The organism is Brevundimonas aurantiaca, assembly GCF_014199955.1.
GTDB classification, from domain to species: Bacteria; Pseudomonadota; Alphaproteobacteria; order Caulobacterales; family Caulobacteraceae; genus Brevundimonas; species Brevundimonas aurantiaca.
On sequence record NZ_JACHOQ010000001.1, the window covers coordinates 396,632 to 415,826 of the forward strand.

A 19,195-nucleotide genomic window follows, 5' to 3' on the forward strand; every position below is an offset into this window, starting at 1 on the left:
TCATCTCAGTTTCAGCGTGGACAGGCCGAGCAGGGCCAGGGCCCCGGCGATGATCCAGAAACGGATGACCACGGTCGATTCCGGCCAGCCCATCTTTTCGAAATGGTGGTGGATCGGGGCCATCAGGAAGATGCGCTTCTTGGTCAGCTTGTAATAGCCGACCTGGATCATGACCGAGGCGGCCTCCATCACGAACAGGCCGCCGACGATGCCCAGCACCAGCTCGTGCTTGGTGGTGACGGCGATGGCGCCCAGCGCCCCGCCCAGGGCCAGGGAGCCGGTGTCGCCCATGAAGATCTTGGCCGGGGGGGCGTTGTACCAGAGGAAGCCCGCGCCTCCGCCGATCATGGCGGCGCAGAAGATGGCCAGTTCACCCGAACCGGGCACATGGTGGATCTGCAGATACTGGGAGAAGACGAAGTTGCCGGCCAGATAGGAGATCAGGCCAAAGGCGCCCGCCGCCATCATCACCGGCACGGTCGCCAGCCCGTCCAGACCGTCGGTCAGGTTCACCGCGTTGGAGAAGCCGACGATGGTGAAGGCGGCGAAGGCCACATAGAACCAGCCGATGTTCAGCAGGACCGCCTTGAAGAAGGGGAAGGCGATCGAGGTCTCAAGCCCCGGCGAGGTCGGCGAGGCGGTCATCCAAAGGACGGTCAGGACGCCGGCGATCACGGCCACCGCCGTCTGGGCGACCAGCTTCTGTTTCGAAGTCAGGCCCGCCGAGGTCTGTTTGGTCACCTTGGCGTAGTCGTCGATGAAGCCCAACACGCCAAAGGCCGCCGTCACGAAGCTGACGATCCAGATATAGGGATTGGTCAGGTCGCCCCACAGGAAGACGGCCACGCCGATGCCCGCCAGGATCATCAGCCCGCCCATGGTGGGGGTGCCGACCTTGGACAGGTGGGAGACCGGACCGTCGTCGCGGATCGGCTGGCCCCGGCCCTGTTTGGCGCGGATCCAGTTGATGAAGCGGCTGCCCATGGCCACGGCGACGATGGCCGCCGTCGCCAGGGCCAGGGCCGTGCGGACGGTCTGATACTGGATCAGGTTCAGCAGCGGATACTGGTGCGCGACGTCGGCGTAATAGAGGTACAGAAGATAGAACATGCGGGGTCTCTATCGGGGCGCCGGGGGCGTGTCAGGGCTTGAAGGGGCGGTTTGAAGATCGGCCAGGGCCTTGGCGACCAGGGACGCCCTGGACCCGTTCGATCCCTTGACCATGACGATATCGCCGGGGCCCGCCAGCACGGACGCCTCGGCGGCGAGTTCGGCGGCGGTTTCGCGCCACAGGCCACGGCGCGAGGTCGGCAGGGCCTCGTAGAGCCAGCGCATCTGAGGCCCGGCGGCGTGGACCAGATCCAGGCCCGCCGCCTCGATCGGCTGGGCCAGGCCCTCGTGCAGGGCGCGGCTCTGGTCGCCCAGCTCCAGCATGTCGGTCAGGACCGCGATGCGGCGGCCGGCGGCGGGGCGGGCGGCCAGGCTCTTGAAGCCCGCCGTCATCGACAGGGGATTGGCGTTGTAGCTCTCGTCGATCAGGGTGAAGGCGCCGCCGGGGACGGCGACGGTGCGGGTCTGGCCGCGTCCCGCCAGGGGCTGGAAGCCGGCCAGGGCCTGGAGTCCCGTCTCCAGTTCGACGTCCAGGGCGTTCAGCATCAGAAGGACGCACAGGCTGTTCAGCCCCCAATGGGCGCCGGACTGGGCCAGACGATACTCCAGCGGCTTGCCGAACAGGTCTGCCAAGACCGTCGCCCCCTCGGCGTCCGGACGGAAGTCCTTGAGGCGGGCGTCATGGCCCGGATCGGTCCCGAAGGTCACGAGCCGCGCCCCGGCCGCCCGGGCCGCGTCGCACAGCAGGCCGGAAAAGGCGACGTCGCCGTTGGCCACCGCCGTCCCGCCGGGGATCAGACCCTGGAAGATGGAGGCCTTTTCGCGCGCCACCCCCGCCTCTCCATCCGAGAAGGCCTCGATATGGACCGGACCGACCGTGGTGACGCAGGCCGCGTGGGGGGCGACGAAGCGCGACAGGGGCGCGATCTCGCCGGGGGCGTTCATGCCGATCTCGAAGACGGCGCGCCGGGTCTCGACCGGCATCCGCGCCAGGGTCAGGGGCACGCCGATATGGTTGTTGTAGCTCTTGATCGAGCCATGGGCGGGGCCGGCCAGATCAAGCCCCGCCTTGATCGCCTGGGTCACGCTGGTCTTGCCGACGCTGCCGGTGACGGCGCCGCGCTTGACCTGGGGCGCGCGCTCGCGGGCGGCGACGCCCAGGGCCTCCAGCCCGTGCAGGGTGTCGGGGACCACGACATAGGGTCCGCCCTCGACCGGCCGTTCAACCAGGGCGGCCGCAGCGCCGGCGGCGAAGGCGGAGGCTGCGAACTCATGCCCGTCGCGCGCGCCCTTCAGGGCCAGGAAAAGGTCGCCGGGGACGATCTCGCGGCTGTTGTAGGTCAGGCCCGTGACGGGGCGGTCGTCGCCGTGCAGCACGCCGCCCGTGGCGGCGGCGATCTCGGCGGCCGTCCAGAGCGGGCGGGCGGGTGTATCAGGCATACAAAGACAGGGCCTCGGACGCGACGGTGGCGTCGTCGAAGGGATGAGTCGTCCCGCCGACGATCTGGCCCTGTTCATGCCCTTTTCCGGCGACGACCACCACATCCCCGTCGCGCATCATTTCGATCGCCGCTTCTATGGCCGCGCGGCGGTCGCCGATCTCGAGCGCGTCCGGGCAGCCGGCGCGGACCTGGGCGCGGATGGAGGCGGGGTCTTCAGAGCGGGGATTGTCGTCGGTGACGATGGCGACGTCGGCCAGACGCGCGGCGATCTCGCCCATCAGGGGCCGTTTGCCGCGATCCCGGTCGCCACCGGCGCCGAAGACCACGATCAGACGGCCGGTCGCATGGGGGCGCAGGGCGGTCAGCACCGTCTCCAGCCCGTCCGGCGTATGGGCGTAGTCGACATAGACCTCGCCGCGCCCGGTTTCCGGCCCGCCGATCCTTTGCAGCCGGCCCTGGGCGCCGGTCAGGCCTTCCAGGGCGCCGATGACGGCGTCGGGCCGGTCGCCGGCGGCGATGCACAGGCCCGCCGCCACCAGGGCGTTCGAGGCCTGGAAGGCGCCGGCCAGGGGCAGCAGGATGTCGCGCACCTCGCCCTGCACGTCCAGGGTCAGGCGCTGGCCCTCAGGCGTCGCCTGGCGGCCGATCAGGGTCAGGTCGCGCCCGCGCTCGCCCACGCCCATGACCCCCAGGCCCGCCATGATGGAGGCGGCGGCGAAGGCGGAATAGGCGTCGGAATCGGCGTTCAGCACCGCCGTGCGGCCGCGCGGCAGCAGGGCCTCGAACAGGCGCAGCTTGGCGGCGCGATAGGCGTCCATCGTGCCGTGATAGTCGAGATGGTCCTGGGTCAGGTTGGTGAAGGCCGCCGCCTTCAGCGCCACCCCGTCCAGACGCCGCTGGTCGATGCCGTGAGACGAGGCCTCGACCGCCACATGGGTGACGTTCTTGGCGGCCAGCTCGGCCATCAGGCGGGCGGCCTCGGCGGCGTCGGGGCTGGTCAGGCCGGGGCCGATCAAGGCGTAGGTCTTGTCGCCCTTCTGGCCGACGACGCCCAGGGTGCCCATGCTGGCCGACTTGTGGCCCAGGCCCGCCCAGATCTGGCGGCAGAAGGCGGCGACCGAGGTCTTGCCGTTGGTGCCCGTCACCGCCACGCAGGTCTTGGGCTGGGCGCCGTAGAAGCCGCGCGCGGCGATGGCGTAGGTCCGGCGCACGTCGCCCGAGGTCACCAGCACCGGCGCGGCGCCGGCGGGCGTATCGGCCGGCGCCAGGACGGCGGCGGCGCCCTGGGCCAGGGCCTGGGGGATGAAGGCGCGGCCGTCCGCCGTCGTGCCCGGCAGGGCGACGAACAGGGCGCCGGGGGCGACCTTGCGGCTGTCGGCGGTCACGCCGGTGATGATCGGATCGGACGCCACGTCCCGGCGCAGCAGGTCGGACAGGTGCAGCGCGCTCACAGCCCGTCTCCCTGGACGTCCTGATATTGCGGGATCTTCTCGCCCGAAGCCGTGCGCCAGCGGTCGGCGCGGCGCTCGACGCCCAGGAAGCCGGCGATCCGGTCGGCGATGTTGCGCACGGCGGGCGCGGCCACATAGGCGCCGGTCTTGGGATAGGTTCCCGGCTCGTCCATCAGAACGAAGACGGCGTAGCGTTTGGCGGTCAGAGGCCCGTCCACGGGGAAGACGGCGGCGAAGGAGCCCAGGGCGTGGCTGGGGTCATAGCGGCCGTTGACCAGCTTGTTGGCCGAGCCCGTCTTGCCCCCGACACGAAGCCCCGGCGCGTCGGCGAAACCGCCCGAGCCCTTGACCACATTGGCGCGCATCAGCTCCAGCACCGCCCGCGAGGTGTCCTCGGTGACGATCTGCTGCGGCTTGGCGCCGCGCGCGCCGCCGCGACGCAGGGACAGGGGCACCATCCGCCCGCCGTTGGTCAGGGCGCCCATGGCCTGAACCATCTGGGCCGGGGTGATCATGATGCCGTAGCCGAAGGAGAGCGAGGCCAGGGTCGAGTTGTCCCAGCGACGCGGCAGGACCGGCCGGGCCGATTCCTTCAGCTCGATGGTGGAGGCGTCCAGCAGCCCCAGGCGACGGAAATAGTCGCGCATCGTATCCGGCCCCATCTGCACCGCCAGCTGGGACGTGCCGATGTTGGACGAGTGCAGATAGACCTCTTCCAGAGTCATGACCCGGTTCTGGGCATGGAAGTCCTTGATCTTGCGGTCGCCGATCTGGAAGGCCTCGGAGGCGTCGAACAGGGTGCCCATGTCCGCCCGGCCGGTGTCGAGACCGGCCGCCACCGTAAAGGTCTTGAAGACCGAGCCCATTTCATAGTGGCCCGACACCGCCCGGTTCAGGGTCGCGCCGTCGGGCGCCGCGCCGCGGTTCGACTGGCTGAAGTTGGGCCAGCTGGCCATGGCCAGGACCTCGCCGGTCTGAACGTCGGTGACGATGGCGACCGCGCCCTTGGCCTGGTTCTTGATCGCCGCAGCGGCCAGTTCGTTCTCGACCACCCCCTGCACCCGCAGGTCGATCGACAGGGGGAAGCTTTCGCCGCGCTGGCCCGCCGCCCGGATCTCGTCGTTGAAGGCCAGTTCGGCGCCGGAGATCCCCTGCCCGCCCGTATCGGCGTCGCCGATCAGGTGAACGGCGGAGATTCCCAGCGGATAGGCGCGGCGATCTTCGGGCTCGAAGGTGACGCCGCCCAGGGCCAGATCGTGGACGGCGGCCTTCTCCTGGGGCGTCAGACCGGTCAGCACGATCAGGCGGCGGTCGCCGTCCAGCACCCGCCGAAGCCGCTCGGCCGGAATGCGCGGCAGGGCGCGGCGCAGCTGGCGATAGGCCAGGCCGCGGTCCCAGATCTCCGCCGGGTCGATATAGAGGCCATAGTGGACGATGTTGATCGCCAGCAGCTCGCCGTTGCGGTCCGTCAGGTCGCCGCGCACCAGGGCGTCGGGGCTGGCGCCGAAGCCATGGGCGCCGGCCGGGGCCAACAGGGCCCGATAGGCGGCGCCCAGCGCCAGACCGGCGAAGACGCAGGAGAAGACGATCAGGATCAGGAAGATGCGGACGCGGGTGTCCTCTTCCGGCCGGGCGTCGGCGCGGGCGCGTTCGAAGCCGTGCTCCAGCCGCCAGACCAGTTCCGACAGCCAGCGCCAGAAGGGCGACAGCCGGCCTTGCAGATCCACGCCCGGCGCCGGCCGGTGATAGCGATGATCCTGAACCGTCATTGCGCCGCCTCATCGGATGGCTCGTCGGCGAACAGGGCGGCGGACGGGGCGGCGGCCTGAGGCTGAGCCGGGGACGCAGGCGCGGCGGCCGACTTCAGGTGCGGCAACTGGGCTTCATCGGCCTGGCGACGGACGTCGACCGGAGCCATGCCGATCTGGCGCGACAGATTTTCCAGCCGGGCGGGCTGTTCCAGACGGGCCACCTCGGCGCGCAGCAGGCGGACCCGCTGGCGGTTTTCGCGAATGTCGCGCTCAAGCTCGGCGATGCGGCTGCTTTCGCGCGCGGCGGCGGCCTTGGCCGCATAGACCGAGACGATCATCACCGCGACCAGGGCCACGCCGATGATCTCGATCCAGCGGACGCCGCGGATCTTCCAGTCGAACAGCCGCTGCAGGGCGTTGCGGGAATAGCCGAAGAAGGGCGCCGTGGTCATGCCGCCATCCTCCTCTTTTCGGGCGCCCAGGCCGGGGCCTCGGTGCGGATCGCCGCCCGCAGCTTGGCCGAACGGGCGCGCGGATTGGCGGCGCGCTCGGCCTCGCCCGCCTCGCGCGCGCCCTTGAACTGAAGGGCGAAGCTGGGCTTGCGCGGGTCGACGGCGATCGGGGCGTGACGCGATCCGGCCGGTGCATTGCCGGTCCGCTCGGTCAGGAAGGCCTTCACGATCCGGTCCTCCAGCGAATGGAAGGTGACGACGGCCAGACGGCCGCCGGGGGCCAGGGTCGCCTCGGCCGCCTCCAGCCCCCGCTCCAGCTCGCCCAGTTCGTCGTTCACGGCGATGCGCAGGGCCTGGAAGACCCGCGTCGCCGGATGGATGGGGGCGCCGCGACGGCCGCCCAAAGCCTTTTCGACCACCTCGGCCAGGTCCAGGGTGCGGGTGAAGGGCTGTTCAGCGCGACGGCGCAGGATGGCGGTGGCGACCCGGCCCGACTGACGCTCCTCGCCGTACAGTTTGAAGATATGGGCCAGGGGACCGTGGTCCCAGCCGTTGACGATGTCGGCGGCGGTCTCGCCCTCATCGGACATCCGCATGTCCAGCGGGCCGTCGCGCATGAAGGAGAAGCCGCGCTCGGCCTGGTCCAGCTGCATCGAGGAGACGCCGATATCGAAGACGGCGCCGTCCAGCCGGGCCTTGCCGCTGTCGGCGAAGGCTTGGGCCAGACCCGAGAAGGGAGTGCGGACCAGCTGGAACCGGTCGGGGAAGTCGGCCGCCACGGCGTCGGCGTGGGGCTGAACCGTCGGATCGCGGTCCAGGGCGATCACCTCGGCGCCGGTCGCCAGAATGGCGCGCGTATAGCCGCCGGCGCCGAAGGTGGTGTCGATCACGACGTCGCCCGGCGCGGGCTTGAGCGCCTCGATCACCTCGGCCAGCAGGACGGGGGCGTGGGGCGCGTCGCTCACGAACCGCCTCCCGCCAGCTTCATCTGGGCCGCCAGTTTCAGCGCGCCGATCTGGGCCATGCCGGCCTTGGCCAGGGCGCGCTGTTCGGCGCGACGGGCCGCCCACTTCTCGCGCGACCAGATCTGGAACCGGTCGTTCAAGCCGACGATGACGACCGTGTCCTCCAGACCCGCCTCGGCGCACAGGGATTCGGGCAGGGTGATGCGGCCGCCCGCGTCATAGGCCAGGCGGACCTGTTCGCCCATGACCTGCCATTCCAGGGCCGAACGCTCCTCGGAGCCGAACGGCAGGGATTCGATCATCTCCGCATAGACGGCGAACAGGCGATCCCCGCCCGCTTCCAGACAGTCGGCCTCGATGGAGGGAAAGATGAAGACGCCGCCGGCCGCGCCGTTTTCGGCCGTGCGGAAATCATTGGGGATCAGGAGACGGCGCTTGCCGTCCAGCTGCTTCTCGTAGGTCGAGAGAAACACGCCCTGCCCAATCGAACCCTTCGGCCCGTCCCTTAGATGCCTGACGAACGCCCGCCGCGCCCGCCTCTCAGCCCCATCTCATGAGAGTGGGATAGCATGGGATGAAATGGGTCTCAATGGGATCAGCAGTGTTACTTAACCATGTTTTCACGCGATTGGACTTGAAGTCGCTCCGACGGAGAGAACATAAGCGGAACTTGCAAAGTATTCACAGGCTGTGGATCAGTCTAGGCAGTCCAGCGCCCACAAGAGGTTAACGGGCGCCGCCGTGTGGACGGCCCGATCCGGCGGCGAAAGATGGGGATGGAAGCAACTGCCTCAAGCAGGCCGAAGACGCGCAGCCCAAACGAACGGCCTCAAGTAGGCCGAAGGCCGATAGGCCCTCAAAAAAAGATATGCCAGACGGCCTGTAAGCCGGGTTTTGTTCCGCCCCGAAGGACGGCGACGATCATTCCTCTGGACCGTCCATTGCTGAACGGTTCTCGCGACCTACCCGGACATCCAGGGCGGTGAGCCCCGCGAGGCGAACCCCGCACGATGTCCCTATTTGGTCTTGCTCCAGGCGGGGCTTGCCATGCCGTCCCTGTCGCCAGGTCCGCGGTGGGCTCTTACCCCACCCTTTCACCCTTGCCGCCCGCGAACGGGAGGCGGTTTGCTTTCTGTGGCGCTATCCCTCGGGTCGCCCCGGGCGGAAGTTATCCGCCGCCTTTTCACCGTGGAGCCCGGACTTTCCTCGACGGACGCGAAGTCCGCCGCGACCGCCCGGCCGTCTGGCGGGGGCTAGATGCGCCGCCCGGCCGCCCAGGTCAACAGCAGGCGGATCATTCGCGGCTTGACGAGACCGGGGGCGCCGTGACTGCTGGGCGTGGCTGGAGGGGCGAGACCATGACGAAGACGGCGACGGGCAAGAGCGCGCGGCTGATGGCGGGATTCGGCCTGGCGTCCCTGGCCGCCGTGGGATTGGGCGCCGCCGTCTGCGCCCTCAGCGGCGTATCGGCGGCCTCCTGGGGCCGGAACCTGGCGGCCTGGCTGGTCGGGGCGGTGATCGCCGCCGCGCTGGCGGCGGCGGGGCGGCGCGTCGTCTCGCCGGGGGCGGCGCTGACGGTCGCCGGACTGGCCGTGACGGGGCTGGCCGCCGGCTTCTTCAATCCAGCCCAGGAGGGGGTGCATCGCTGGATCGAAGCCGGGCCTCTGCACGTCAATATCGCCATGGTCGTCCTGCCGTCCCTGTCGGTCGTGCTGGCGGCGGCCGAGGACCGTTGGGTGGTCTGGGCGACCCAAGCGGCCGCCGTTGTGGCCCTGATCCTGCTGGTGGCCCAGCCGGACGCCTCTCAGGCCACGACACTGGCGGCGGTCCTGATCCTGGTCGCCGCCGTTCGCGCGCCCGGCCGTGGAATGAAGGCCGGCTTGATCCTGTTCGCCGGACTTGCGGCTGCGGCGGCCTGGATGCGGCCCGATCCGTTGCAGCCGGTGGCGGAGGTTGAGGAGATCGTCGGCCTGGCCTTCCAGATCTCGCCCCTGATCGGGGGGCTGGCCCTGATCCTTCTGGCCGTCTTCGCAGCGGTTCCGGCCACCCTGACACGATCCGAAGGCCGACTGAGACTGGCCGGGGCCGCACTGAGCCTGTGTCTGGCCGCCTGGGCGGTCACGCCCCTGTTCGGCGCCTTTCCGGTTCCCCTGGTCGGGGTGGGCATGAGCCCGATCCTGGGCGCCTGGCTGGGGGTCGGACTGCTGGCGGCGACGGCGCGCGCGCGAACCTACTAATCCAGCACGCCCGTGACGCTCTCGACGCTGGCCAGCTGCAGCAGGCCGACCAGACGGGCGCGGGTCTCGCCGTCGGCGACGCCGTCGACGCGCCCGGGCCGCCAGTGGCGCTGGAAGGCGCGGACGGTGGTCTCGGTCTCGGCGTCATAGTCGCCGCCGGGCGCCAGCCCATAGCCCAGCCGGTGCAGGCCGGCGCGCAGGACCACGACCCCGATCCCCTGGTCTCCCTTCTGCAGTAGGCCGCCCAGGGCCTTGATCCGTTCGGGCGCCGGTTCGAACCACAGGCCGTGTCCGGCCTCGGCCAGCCGCTTCCAGGGAAAGAGTTCGCCGGGATCGGCCTTGCGATCCGGCGCCAGGTCGGAATGGCCGATGATGCGGTTGTCCGGAATGGTCCAGCGCTGGCGAATCTCGCCGATCAGGGCGATCACCGCGGCGATCTGGGCCTCGGGAAAGGGGCGATAGCCGAACTCATGGCCCGGATTGACGATCTCTATGCCGATGGAGACGGCGTTGCAGTCGGCCTCGCCGCGCCACACGCCCCGGCCGGCGTGCCAGGCGCGCCGTTCCTCGGGCACGAGTTGGAAGATGCGACCGTCCTCCTCGACCAGATAATGGGCCGAGACCTTGGCCTCCGGGTCGCGCAGCCGCGCCAGGGCGGCCTCGCCGGTCTCCATCCCGGTATAGTGCAGCACCAGCATATCGGGCGGCGCGCGGCGCGCATCGAAGTTTGGCGAGGGCGCCGCGATCAGCTCAACCATGGTTCAGGGGGCCTCAGCGGCCGTGGCGGTCCCAGCCGTAGGCGACCCAGGTGCCGTTGACCTTGTGCGCCTCGATCAGCTCGGGGTCTCCGGCGCGGCGGCGCGGTGTCAGGTTGCGGCGCGCCCGCATGGCCAGACCCGCCAGAAAGACCAGCACGCCGGCGAACAGGGCGATCACGGCCACTGCGGCGGCGGTGAAGACGGCCAGAACCGCGCCCACCGCCATGGCGGCGACGGCGGCGATCAGGCTGGCGACCCACAGGATGGAGGCCACCAGGCCGTTGGGCCGGCGACGGGCCGAGACGCCCAGGGAGGCGAGACGTTCAGACTGGAACATGGATCATCCTTTCAGACGTTCCGCAGAACGCCCAAGCCTCAATGTCGGTCCATTGAGCCGTGCGGTCAATGGAGCGCCCCCTCACGCCTGTGTGCGATGGATCGTCACGCCTCCTTCAGAAGACCGGCTGATCGGCCAGCACGACCGCGCCCTCGCTGCGCATCCGCTCGCCCTCGATGCGGCGCATGACGGCCTGGGCCTGAGGGTCGGCCATGACCCCGCCCAGCATGACCAGGGCCTGGGCCGCCTCGCTCTGGACCCCGAACATTTCCGACAGGGCCTCCCACGGCGACTTCTGCTTGGGGAAATGTTTGAAGCGGACCGACTCGCCGGCCGGAATCTTGGCCAGGGCCTTGGCCTTGGCCACCGCCTCGTTCAGCCCGCCCAGCTGATCGACCAGACCCAGAGGCAGGGCCTGGGCGCCGGTCCAGACCCGGCCCCTGGCGATCTCGCGCACCCGCGCCGGCTCCAGCTTGCGGCCGGTGGCGACGCGCGTGATGAAGTCGTCGTAGATCCGGTCCATCGAGGCCGCAAAGGCCGCGCGCTGGCTGTTGGTGAAGGGCTGGGTCGGGGAGAAGGCGTCGGCGTAGGAACCACCCACGGTCAGCTCGCGCATGTCCACGCCGAACCGGCCCAGGGCGTCGGCGATCACGAACTTGCCGCCGAACACGCCGATCGAGCCGGTCAGGGTCGAGGGCTGGGCCACGATCCAGTCGGCTTCGGAGCTGATCCAATAGCCGCCCGAGGCGGCGTAGGCGCCCATGGAGACCACCACCGGCTTGCCGGCGGCCTTGGCCGCGCGCACGGCGGCCAGGATCTGTTCCGACGCCTCGGGCGAGCCGCCGGGCGAGGAGACGCGGAAGACGATGGCCTTCACGCTCTTGTCCTCGATGGCGTCATAGATGGCTTCGGCCGTATCGTCAGAATGGATGGAGGAGCCGCCGCCGAAGCCGCCGCCGTCGCTGCGGCCAGTCACGATCGCCCCTTCCCCGCCGACGATGGCTATGGCGTTGCGGCCCGATCCGGTCCGTTCGCCCTTTTCAGAGACGTATTTGCCGAATTCGACGATCTCGGCGCCCTTGCCGGCGCGGCGCTTGATCTCGGCCTCGGCCTCCTCGACCTGGCCGATCTTGTCGACCAGCTTGTTCGAAAGGGCCTGTTCCGCCGAATAGGGGCCGGCCTCGATCACCGTCTTCAGGGCGGCCGAGGTCGTCTTGCGGTCCTGGGCGGCGTTGGCCAGGGCGCTGTCGTACAGCGACGTCATCCAGGCCGTCATGGCCTCGCGGTGGGCGGGGGTGTAGTCGCTCTGGGTGTATTCGTTGACGGCGTTCTTGTATTCGTAGCGCTGCTCGAAATCGGCGCGGACGCCGTATTTGTCGAACGCCCGGCCCAGGAACAGACTGTCGGCCGAGAAGCCGGTGGCCTGGAAGCCGGCGGTGTTCTGCATCCACAGTTCCGACGCCGAGGCGCCGACCATATAGGTCGACATCACGGCGCCCGAGGGGGCGAAACCCTGGCTGTGAGCGATGACCGGCTTGCCCGAGGCGCGGAAGCGGCGGATCGCCTGGCGCAGCTCATCCGCCGAGGCCGGGGTCATGCCGCTTTCCGGCAGGCGGACCAGCACGGCCTTGACGCCGGCGTCCTCCTGGGCCTGGGCCAGACCGTCCACCACCTGGGTCACCGACAGGCCCGATCCCCCGAAGGCCGCGAACGGATTGGTCGAGGGCTGGTCGCTGATCCCCTCGCGCAGGTCCAGTTCCAGCACCATGGTCGCGGGCGTCGTCGGCTTGGAGGCGCCGGCGATGGCGACCGTCAGCAGAACGACCGGGACCACGACGACGAACAGGATCAGTCCGGTGAAGACACCCAGAACCGTCAGAAAGAATTGCTTCATGGGAAAAGGCGCGCTCGCAAGAGGCCGGAATGGCTCAGCCGCACCATAGAGCGGGAACGGTCACCGTCAAATGAACGTCGTGCACGTGCGGGCGCAGTTCGGCGCCGCACACGGCCGCGGTTGCAATGCGGCGCCGCGATTGATGCGGAGGGCGGAAATCCCTATATGAGCCGCCTGCGAGCGGGGGCCTATCGCCCCGTGTCCTATTTCGGAGACCGCCGTCCATGCTGGTCACCCTGATGAAGTCCAAGCTGCACCGGGCCACGGTGACCCAGGCCGACCTCGATTACGAGGGGTCGATCGCCATCGACATGGACCTGCTGGACGCGGCCGGAATCTATCCGAACGAACAGGTCGATGTGCTGAACATCACCAACGGCGCCCGTTTCACCACCTACGCCATCGAGGCCCCGCGCGGGTCCAAGGTGATCGGCGTCAACGGCGCCGCCGCCCGCCTGGTCCAGAAGAACGACAAGGTGATCGTGGTCACCTACGGCCAGCTGCCCCAGGAAGAAGCCCGCCAGTGGACGCCCAATGTCGTGCTGCTGGACGACAACAACGAGATCAAGCGCCCGGCCTGAGCCGAGATCGTCGCCGATGCAAAAAGGCCCGCCGGCGACGGCGGGCCTTTCTCATTCTGCACCCGGGATCAGCGGGCGATGTCGTAGACGCCGGTGATGTCGATCCGCACCGTCAGTTCGCCGGCGGCCACCGGCGTGCTGTCGCGGCTTTCCAGCGCCACGGCGCGGGCGGCGAACATCGGCTGCGGCGGCTGGGGCGCATAGCCGCCGCCTTCGCTCAGGTTGCGGATGCCCGCCAGCTGGACGTTCAGGGCCTGGGCGTACAGCTGGGCCTTGGCCTGAAGCGCCTGCACGGCCAGTCGGCGCGCCTGGTCCTCGGCCGCCGAGGGATCCTTCAGGCCGAAGCTGATGCCGTCGATCTGATTGATCCCGGCGGCCACCACGGCGTCGGCGGTGGTCCCGACCTTGGTCAGGTCGTTGATCGTCACCGTCACCCGATTCACGGCCTGATAGCCGCGCAGCTTGGGCGGTTCGTTCTGCTGATAGTCATATTGCGCCGACAGGTTCAGGCCCGAGGTCTGGACATCGCGCTCGGCGATCCCGGCGCGGCGCAGGGCGGCCATGACCTGGGTCATGCGGGTCGCATTGTCGCGCATCGCCTCCTGGGCCGTCGCCGCCTCGGTCTGGACGCCGAAACTGATGGTCGCCATGTCCGGCGCGGCCTTGACCTCGCCATAGGCCGACAGGTTCAGCGAGGGCGGAGGCTGCATCATTTGGACGCCCGGCTGGACCGTCTGGGCCGCAGCCGGCGCGACGGCGCCCATCACCGCAGCGGCCGTAAGGGCCCCGCCCAGCATCAGGGATTGGAAGGCGCGTTTCATGAAGATGTCTCCGTGGAAGATCCCGACCGACGGGGTCGTCGATCCATGGCCGTAACCTTGGCCTTTTACGCCTGAACGAACGTCCGGTCGTCGATGTCGGTTTCCGTTCATCTTGATGAATTCGCCGAAACGGACGCGGCGAAGATCAGGCCCTTGGCAAGCCGCGCCCTCCCCTGCTAGGCCGTTCCTCCCGCCGCGCCGCGCCTCTCGGCCGCGTCCCTGGGGGCCTGTAGCTCAATGGTTAGAGCCGACCGCTCATAACGGTCTGGTTGGGGGTTCGAGTCCCTCCGGGCCTACCACGGGACTTCTTTCTCTGAATTTCTCAGCCCTCAGGGGTCTAGCCGAAACGGCCGAACACAAGTAGTCAAACAGCAGATCGCTTGTGCGGTCGATGTCGAACACCCACTTCTCTCTCTTCCAACCGTCGGGAACACGGCGGCGGCGAAGGGATTTTCTTAATCATGGGCCGTTAGGCTCTGAACGTCGGTATTTTCCGACTCTGGAAGCGAGGCAATGAGTATGCGTGCGACCGAAACGATCTAAGCCCCGCCAGCGGGCTGCTGGTTTTTCGCCGAACGGCGAGTGAAAGGGACAGGGCCTCACCAGCCCTGTCCTTTTTGCTTTTTGGCCCTTCCTTTTTGGATTGCCGCGTTCGCTGAAAACGAGCTTTATGCCACCGGGAGGCGCGTGATGTTCAAAGGCAGGTGGTGGGACAGGCTGGGTTGGTTGGCGGGCGCCATAACCTGGATCGCGGGCTGGGCGGCGATCTTTTGGCCGCCGATCAGAGAGTATGGAAAATGCGTGGCGATCAGCGATCCTGCCTTGGCCCACCGGCTGAACGCTGTTGCGGCGGGCCAAGCAGGCGAACTGCCCAAGGTCTGCACCCACGACGCCGTCGACACCTTCATCGCCCTCCTGCAAATCCCGACGCCGATCTATCCAGACGTGCCGATCGGCGGCTATCTGTTCTTGGCGGCGAGCGTCATACCCTTGGTGGTGCTGGGCATCTGGGTTCGACAGGCGATCGAATACTGGGACAATGCGCGCGTCCCACTGTCGGTTTTGGAGACCGACGTCACCCTAAGCTTCGCCGAGCCCGACATGAAGCGGGCAATTTTGACGAGGAAGCAATTCTTCCACGCCAACCAACCCGACGTGGGCGCCTATCATTCGACCACCAAGGTGGATGGGGAAAAGGCGTCGATAGACCCCGACCACCAAGTCTTTGACGCCCAGGTCGGACATCGCTCGATCAAGGGGGAAATCATAAAGCAGGGCAACGAAAAATCGATCAATGTGATCGAGATCTACAACGAATCCCTGCCTCGAAATCCGCTCATAACCATACTGCCCAACCAGGTAGTACATTCGATTTACAAGAATTTCGGCGCATTCTTCAATGTGATCGTCAAGAGAACGACTGTCATTCATCTGGTCGATGAATACAACGCAAAAGAACCGTTCTACTCCATATCTTCGATGCGATATCCGGTGACGAACGTAAAACTGAGGTTCCTTTTCCATTCTGAAACCGCGCCGTCTCCAGAAGACATCTCCGCCTTCCTGATCAAGGACAATCTGGCGATGCGGCTGGCCTTGCCGCCTTGCCATGAGGGCGCCTTCACCACCTATGAGGTGGCGGTGCGAGAGTTCAAATCCGCGACGATCCGCGTCGCCTGGAACAATCGGAACCTGTTCGCTTGGAAGGAGCGGCAGCCGACGGCGGACAAGCCGTCTCAGCCGCAAGCCCCGACCGCGGAGAAGCCTGCGAAGAAATGAGACGTCGCGCCGAACGCGCAGCGCGAGCCTCAGCCGCCCTGGGTCCAGCGTTCGACGTCCGGCTCCAGTCCGATCAGGGCCAGGCCGGCGGGGATGGATTCGAACTCGCGGAAGACTCGGTCCGACAGCGCTCGCCGTCAGCTTTCAGGGAGGCCTTTTAGGCGCTTCAGCCCCTCGCGGGCGTACTCATTGTCTGGATCAAGCCGCAGCGACGTTTCGAAATGGGCGATCGCCGCCGCAAAATCGCCCTCGGCCACCGAAATGTCGGCGAGGCCGTCATGGCTGAAGGCCGATTGCGGAAACTGTTCGAGGGTGAAGGCGAACAGGCGGCGCGCCTCCTCCATCGCGGGCAGGCCGGACAGTTCATAGCCGATCTCGACCAGAAGTTCGTCGGTAGAGAAGGCTTCGGCCGAGGGCTGCGCCGCCTTCATGGCCTGATACTGGCGGATTCCAGCCTCGGCCCCGCCCGCCATCACCGCGTCCAGGATCACCGTCTTGGGCTGAACATCCGGCAAGGACGTCGCCTCGCCGAAGTAGAGGCCGGCGAGAGCCCGGGCCGTCCCGCCGCCGCTGGCCTCGTCGCTGTTGCTGAGGACCACGATGGTCAGGTCGTCTTCGGGGAAGCGGGCGACCATGTTGGAAAACCCCGGCCCGCTGCCCGCATGGCCGACCATACGGCGACCGTGCCAGGTGCGAATCTCCCAGCCGAAGCCGTAGTTGTTGCGCGCCCCTTCGGTCATCTGGGCCAGGGAGGCGGGCGAGACCAGCCGACCGCCGTCCACGGCCTGGGCCCAGGTCGACAGATCGTCCACGGTGCTGCTCAGCCCCGCCTCGCCATAGACGCCGGTCATCGACTGCGGCGTCGCCTCGATGAAGGCGGAGCCGATCGAATAGTAGCCGGTCGCCAGATGAGGGATGATCCGCCGAGAGGCGTTGAAGACCGTGTGGTCCATGTGAAGCGGCGTCAGAATCCGCTCACGCAGGACCTCCGGATAGGGTTTGCCGGCGACCCGTTCGATGATCGTCCCCAAAAGGTTGTAGCCGGTGTTGCTGTACCGATAGCCCTGGCCCGGCGCGAATTCGAGCGGCCGGTCCCGCACCAGGGCCACGACGCCGCCCGGGCCGTAGGTTCGGCTGTCCAGGGTTTCGTCCCAGTCCGGCAGGCTGGTGTAGTTGGGGATTGCCGAGGTGTGGGTCAGCAGCTGCCGCACGGTGACGGCCCGCCAAGCCGGGGGACAGTCGGCGAGGTGGTCGCAGGCCAGGTCATCGACGCTGAGCCGGCCCTCCTCCTGCAGCATCATGATCAGAAGGGCGGTGAAGGGCTTGGTGACCGAGGCCAGTTGATAGACGGTGTCGGTGTCATTGGGGACGTCGAAGGCCCGGTTCGCCAGTCCATAGCTTCCCCGGAAGACAGGTCTCCCGTGGGCGGCGACCAGGACGGTCCCGCTGAAGGCCGCGTTACGCACCGCCGCCTTCATATAGGCGTCGAAGGCCGCGCTCAGATCGGGTGCGACGGCGGACGGTGACGGGGCTGACTGGAGCTGGGCGGCCTGGATCGAGGTCGCGCACGCGCCGCTCAGCAGGGCGCAGGCAGCTGCGGCAGCCGCGCGCCAGGTCTTGTTCAAAGCCACGTCAAATCCTCCGTCACATCCAGATATCTTTGCATCAAATTATTTTACGTCAAGATATTTTACACAAAGGTTTGTGCGCGTGGTTTTCACCGCCTATCCTCCCCCCATGATCCAGACCCCCTCCTCGCCGGACGTGATCGACGCCGTCCTGGCTGACTGGCGAAACGCGCGGCCCCAAACCCAGGCCGACGCCCTGAACATCGTGGGACGCATCCTGTGGCTGGGGCGACGGTACGAAGAGGCCGTGGCGCAGATGCTGGCCGAACACGGCCTGTCCTATTCCGACTATGACGTGCTCGCGACCTTGCGCCGCGCCGGCGCGCCCTTCGAACTGTCGCCGACGGATCTGGCTAAGCGTGTCCTGCTGAGTTCGGGCGGCCTGACGGCCTGCCTGCGGCGTCTGGAGACGCGAGGCCTGGTGTCGCGCCACAGTGTGAAGGAAGACCGCCGACGCCTGTTGGCGCAGCTGACGCCGGAAGGTCTGACCCTGGTCGAGGGTTTCATAGACCCGCGTTTCGCCATGGCCGAACGCGCGCTGGCCCCGCTGGACCCGACCCAGAGACGGGAGGCGGAGACGGTGTTGCGCCGCCTGATGACGGCGGCGGAAGACTGAGGCTGCTGCGGATCAGCCGCCCTGGGTCCAGCGTTCGACGTCCGGCTCCAGTCCGATCAGGGCCAGGCCGGCGGCGATGGATTCGAACTCGCCGCCGGTCTCGATCCGGTCGGGGCCGAAGCGGCGGGTGAACAGGGCGCGGACGGCGGGGGTCAGGGAGGTGCCGCCGGTCAGGAAGACACGGTCGATGGCGGAGGGGTCCAGGCCGGAGCGGTCGATGGCCTGATCCAGCGCCGCCTCCATCTCGGCCAGTTCGGGGGCGATCCAGGCGTCGAACTGGGCCCGCGTCACCGTCGCCTCGATCCGCACCCCGCCCGCGACGAAACGGAAGTCGGCCGTCTCGTCGCGGGAGAGATCCTGTTTCAGGCTGGAGACGGCGCGGTACAGGGCGTGGCCGTGGTTGTCGTCCAGCACCTCGATCAGCCGCTCGATCTTCTCGGGCTCAAGCGAGGTGGTCGCCAGGGCGCGGATGTCGCGCATGTCGCGCGACGCCCGCAGCAGGGCCAGCTGGTCCCAGCGGGCGAAGGCGGAATAATAGCGCTGGGGCGCCGGCAGGGTCTTGCCCAGGCTGGTGTAGAAACTGCCCTTGCCCAGTTCGGGCGAGACCAGATGGTCGATGATCCGATAGTCGAAGGCGTCGCCGGCCACCCCGACGCCGGACTGGGCCAGGGGCGTGGATTTCAGCCCCTCGGGCGTGCGTTCGAACCGGACGATGGAGAAGTCGCTGGTGCCGCCGCCGAAGTCGGCGACCAGGACGGTGGCGTCCCGTTCCAGGGTGCGGGCGAAATAGAAGGCGGCGCCGACGGGTTCATAGGCGTAGCGGACGTCCTCGAACCCCAGCCGCTTGAACGCCGTCTCGTAGCGCGACAGGGCCAGGGCCTCGTCGGGCCGATTGCCGGCGAAGGTCACGGGGCGGCCGACGATGACGCGGGGCGGCAGATCGGCCATGGCGGCCCCCGCATGGTGGCGCAGCTTCAGCAGGAAGGCGGACAGCAGATCCTCGAACGTATAGCGCCGGTCGTGGATGCGGGTCTCCGTGAAGGCGGCGCTGGCGGCGAAGGTCTTGAACGACTGAATGAAGCGCGTGTCCACCGGATCGTCCACATAGGCCTCGATGGCCCAGGGTCCGGCCTCGACCACCCGTTCGGGACGGCCGCCGTCCTCGGCCGGATGGAACTGGAAGCTGAGGGCCGAGCGGAAGGTGGAGACGCCGCCCGCCCCGTCAACCGTGAAACGGACCAGCTCGGCGCCGGTCGCAGGATCGGCCAGGGCCACGACCGAATTGGTCGTGCCGAAGTCTATGCCGATCGTGATCGGCTGCGGCGTGGTCATGACCCGGCTCCTCGAAGGGCGGGCTTCCTACAGTGTCCCGG

The 19,195-nt window shown here is 68.2% G+C and carries 17 protein-coding genes, 1 tRNA gene and 1 other RNA gene; 5 read left to right on the forward strand and 14 right to left on the reverse strand.

Annotation, left to right across the window (positions count from 1 at the left end; translation table 11 throughout):
* From mraY to rnpB, 8 genes are all read right to left on the reverse strand, one after another.
* Window positions 1-1,110 (reverse strand): phospho-N-acetylmuramoyl-pentapeptide-transferase, encoded by a 1,110-nt coding sequence (mraY, locus tag GGQ93_RS01980; protein WP_183214947.1) that lies wholly within the window; start codon window positions 1,108-1,110, stop codon window positions 1-3.
* A 9-nt stretch (window positions 1,111-1,119) separates the two neighbouring features.
* The gene (locus GGQ93_RS01985; RefSeq protein ID WP_183214948.1) at window positions 1,120-2,550 is read right to left on the reverse strand and encodes a UDP-N-acetylmuramoyl-tripeptide--D-alanyl-D-alanine ligase; all 1,431 of its coding nucleotides are present in this window, start codon (window positions 2,548-2,550) and stop codon (window positions 1,120-1,122) included.
* Window positions 2,543-4,003, reverse strand: coding sequence for a UDP-N-acetylmuramoyl-L-alanyl-D-glutamate--2,6-diaminopimelate ligase (locus GGQ93_RS01990; RefSeq protein WP_183214949.1), 1,461 nt, complete (start codon window positions 4,001-4,003; stop codon window positions 2,543-2,545). The genes GGQ93_RS01985 and GGQ93_RS01990 overlap by 8 nt, the downstream gene beginning before the upstream one ends.
* Window positions 4,000-5,772 carry a peptidoglycan D,D-transpeptidase FtsI family protein gene (locus GGQ93_RS01995; RefSeq protein ID WP_183214950.1) on the reverse strand — a complete coding sequence of 591 codons (1,773 nt, stop codon included), beginning with the start codon at window positions 5,770-5,772 and terminating at the stop codon, window positions 4,000-4,002. The genes GGQ93_RS01990 and GGQ93_RS01995 overlap by 4 nt, the downstream gene beginning before the upstream one ends.
* Window positions 5,769-6,206, reverse strand: a complete 438-nt coding sequence (gene ftsL, locus GGQ93_RS02000; RefSeq protein WP_183214951.1) for a cell division protein FtsL — start codon at window positions 6,204-6,206, stop codon at window positions 5,769-5,771. The genes GGQ93_RS01995 and ftsL overlap by 4 nt, the downstream gene beginning before the upstream one ends.
* A complete protein-coding gene (gene rsmH, locus GGQ93_RS02005; protein ID WP_183214952.1) occupies window positions 6,203-7,171 on the reverse strand; it encodes a 16S rRNA (cytosine(1402)-N(4))-methyltransferase RsmH in 969 nt (322 codons plus the stop codon). Before rsmH ends, ftsL begins: the two co-directional genes overlap by 4 nt.
* Window positions 7,168-7,644 (reverse strand): division/cell wall cluster transcriptional repressor MraZ, encoded by a 477-nt coding sequence (locus GGQ93_RS02010; RefSeq protein ID WP_054766445.1) that lies wholly within the window; start codon window positions 7,642-7,644, stop codon window positions 7,168-7,170. The genes rsmH and GGQ93_RS02010 overlap by 4 nt, the downstream gene beginning before the upstream one ends.
* A 394-nt stretch (window positions 7,645-8,038) precedes the next feature.
* Window positions 8,039-8,418, reverse strand: an RNA gene (rnpB, locus tag GGQ93_RS02015) — RNase P RNA component class A.
* A 111-nt stretch (window positions 8,419-8,529) separates the two neighbouring features.
* Between rnpB and GGQ93_RS02020 the strand changes: the two genes are divergently transcribed.
* Window positions 8,530-9,408: a hypothetical protein gene (locus GGQ93_RS02020; protein ID WP_183214953.1), complete on the forward strand. Its 879-nt coding sequence runs from the start codon at window positions 8,530-8,532 to the stop codon at window positions 9,406-9,408.
* Here the strand turns inward: GGQ93_RS02020 and GGQ93_RS02025 are convergent.
* The 3 genes from GGQ93_RS02025 to sppA form a co-directional block, all read right to left on the reverse strand.
* Window positions 9,405-10,166, reverse strand: coding sequence for a peptidoglycan recognition protein family protein (locus GGQ93_RS02025; protein WP_183214954.1), 762 nt, complete (start codon window positions 10,164-10,166; stop codon window positions 9,405-9,407). The genes GGQ93_RS02020 and GGQ93_RS02025 overlap by 4 nt on opposite strands.
* A gap of 13 nt (window positions 10,167-10,179) precedes the next feature.
* Window positions 10,180-10,503 carry a hypothetical protein gene (locus GGQ93_RS02030; RefSeq protein WP_183214955.1) on the reverse strand — a complete coding sequence of 108 codons (324 nt, stop codon included), beginning with the start codon at window positions 10,501-10,503 and terminating at the stop codon, window positions 10,180-10,182.
* 115 nt (window positions 10,504-10,618) lie between these two features.
* On the reverse strand, window positions 10,619-12,397 hold the full coding sequence (sppA, locus tag GGQ93_RS02035; RefSeq protein WP_183214956.1) for a signal peptide peptidase SppA: 1,779 nt from the start codon (window positions 12,395-12,397) through the stop codon (window positions 10,619-10,621).
* A 224-nt stretch (window positions 12,398-12,621) separates the two neighbouring features.
* Here sppA and panD point away from each other — a divergent pair, with 224 nt between their 5' ends.
* Window positions 12,622-12,978, forward strand: a complete 357-nt coding sequence (panD, locus tag GGQ93_RS02040) for an aspartate 1-decarboxylase (RefSeq protein WP_183214957.1) — start codon at window positions 12,622-12,624, stop codon at window positions 12,976-12,978.
* Between the two features lie 68 nt (window positions 12,979-13,046).
* Here panD and GGQ93_RS02045 read toward each other — a convergent pair whose 3' ends face one another.
* A complete protein-coding gene (locus tag GGQ93_RS02045; RefSeq protein WP_183214958.1) occupies window positions 13,047-13,799 on the reverse strand; it encodes an SIMPL domain-containing protein in 753 nt (250 codons plus the stop codon).
* Between the two features lie 223 nt (window positions 13,800-14,022).
* On the opposite strand from GGQ93_RS02045, the gene GGQ93_RS02050 reads away from it, so the two are divergent.
* Both GGQ93_RS02050 and GGQ93_RS02055 read left to right on the forward strand, forming a co-directional pair.
* Window positions 14,023-14,098, forward strand: a tRNA-Ile gene (locus tag GGQ93_RS02050).
* A 391-nt stretch (window positions 14,099-14,489) separates the two neighbouring features.
* Complete coding sequence (locus GGQ93_RS02055; protein ID WP_054766452.1) at window positions 14,490-15,578, forward strand: hypothetical protein; 1,089 nt, start codon at window positions 14,490-14,492, stop codon at window positions 15,576-15,578.
* A 137-nt stretch (window positions 15,579-15,715) separates the two neighbouring features.
* On the opposite strand, the gene GGQ93_RS02060 is transcribed toward GGQ93_RS02055, so the two are convergent.
* A complete protein-coding gene (locus GGQ93_RS02060) occupies window positions 15,716-17,209 on the reverse strand; it encodes a serine hydrolase domain-containing protein (RefSeq protein ID WP_183214959.1) in 1,494 nt (497 codons plus the stop codon).
* A gap of 79 nt (window positions 17,210-17,288) precedes the next feature.
* On the opposite strand from GGQ93_RS02060, the gene GGQ93_RS02065 reads away from it, so the two are divergent.
* Window positions 17,289-17,822 (forward strand): MarR family winged helix-turn-helix transcriptional regulator, encoded by a 534-nt coding sequence (locus GGQ93_RS02065; RefSeq protein ID WP_183214960.1) that lies wholly within the window; start codon window positions 17,289-17,291, stop codon window positions 17,820-17,822.
* A 12-nt stretch (window positions 17,823-17,834) separates the two neighbouring features.
* Here GGQ93_RS02065 and GGQ93_RS02070 read toward each other — a convergent pair whose 3' ends face one another.
* The gene (locus tag GGQ93_RS02070) at window positions 17,835-19,154 is read right to left on the reverse strand and encodes an Hsp70 family protein (RefSeq protein WP_183214961.1); all 1,320 of its coding nucleotides are present in this window, start codon (window positions 19,152-19,154) and stop codon (window positions 17,835-17,837) included.
* Window positions 19,155-19,195: the final 41 nt, after the last annotated feature.

What these genes read in the sequence shown, in the direction of transcription:
- mraY (WP_183214947.1), bottom strand. Translation starts at nt 1,110, where the DNA reads ATGTTCTATCTTCTGTACCTCTATTACGCCGACGTCGCGCACCAGTAT.
- GGQ93_RS01985 (WP_183214948.1), bottom strand. Translation starts at nt 2,550, where the DNA reads ATGCCTGATACACCCGCCCGCCCGCTCTGGACGGCCGCCGAGATCGCC.
- GGQ93_RS01995 (WP_183214950.1), bottom strand. Translation starts at nt 5,772, where the DNA reads ATGACGGTTCAGGATCATCGCTATCACCGGCCGGCGCCGGGCGTGGAT.
- ftsL (WP_183214951.1), bottom strand. Translation starts at nt 6,206, where the DNA reads ATGACCACGGCGCCCTTCTTCGGCTATTCCCGCAACGCCCTGCAGCGG.
- GGQ93_RS02020 (WP_183214953.1), top strand. Translation starts at nt 8,530, where the DNA reads ATGACGAAGACGGCGACGGGCAAGAGCGCGCGGCTGATGGCGGGATTC.
- GGQ93_RS02025 (WP_183214954.1), bottom strand. Translation starts at nt 10,166, where the DNA reads ATGGTTGAGCTGATCGCGGCGCCCTCGCCAAACTTCGATGCGCGCCGC.
- GGQ93_RS02030 (WP_183214955.1), bottom strand. Translation starts at nt 10,503, where the DNA reads ATGTTCCAGTCTGAACGTCTCGCCTCCCTGGGCGTCTCGGCCCGTCGC.
- sppA (WP_183214956.1), bottom strand. Translation starts at nt 12,397, where the DNA reads ATGAAGCAATTCTTTCTGACGGTTCTGGGTGTCTTCACCGGACTGATC.
- panD (WP_183214957.1), top strand. Translation starts at nt 12,622, where the DNA reads ATGCTGGTCACCCTGATGAAGTCCAAGCTGCACCGGGCCACGGTGACC.
- GGQ93_RS02045 (WP_183214958.1), bottom strand. Translation starts at nt 13,799, where the DNA reads ATGAAACGCGCCTTCCAATCCCTGATGCTGGGCGGGGCCCTTACGGCC.
- GGQ93_RS02055 (WP_054766452.1), top strand. Translation starts at nt 14,490, where the DNA reads ATGTTCAAAGGCAGGTGGTGGGACAGGCTGGGTTGGTTGGCGGGCGCC.
- GGQ93_RS02070 (WP_183214961.1), bottom strand. Translation starts at nt 19,154, where the DNA reads ATGACCACGCCGCAGCCGATCACGATCGGCATAGACTTCGGCACGACC.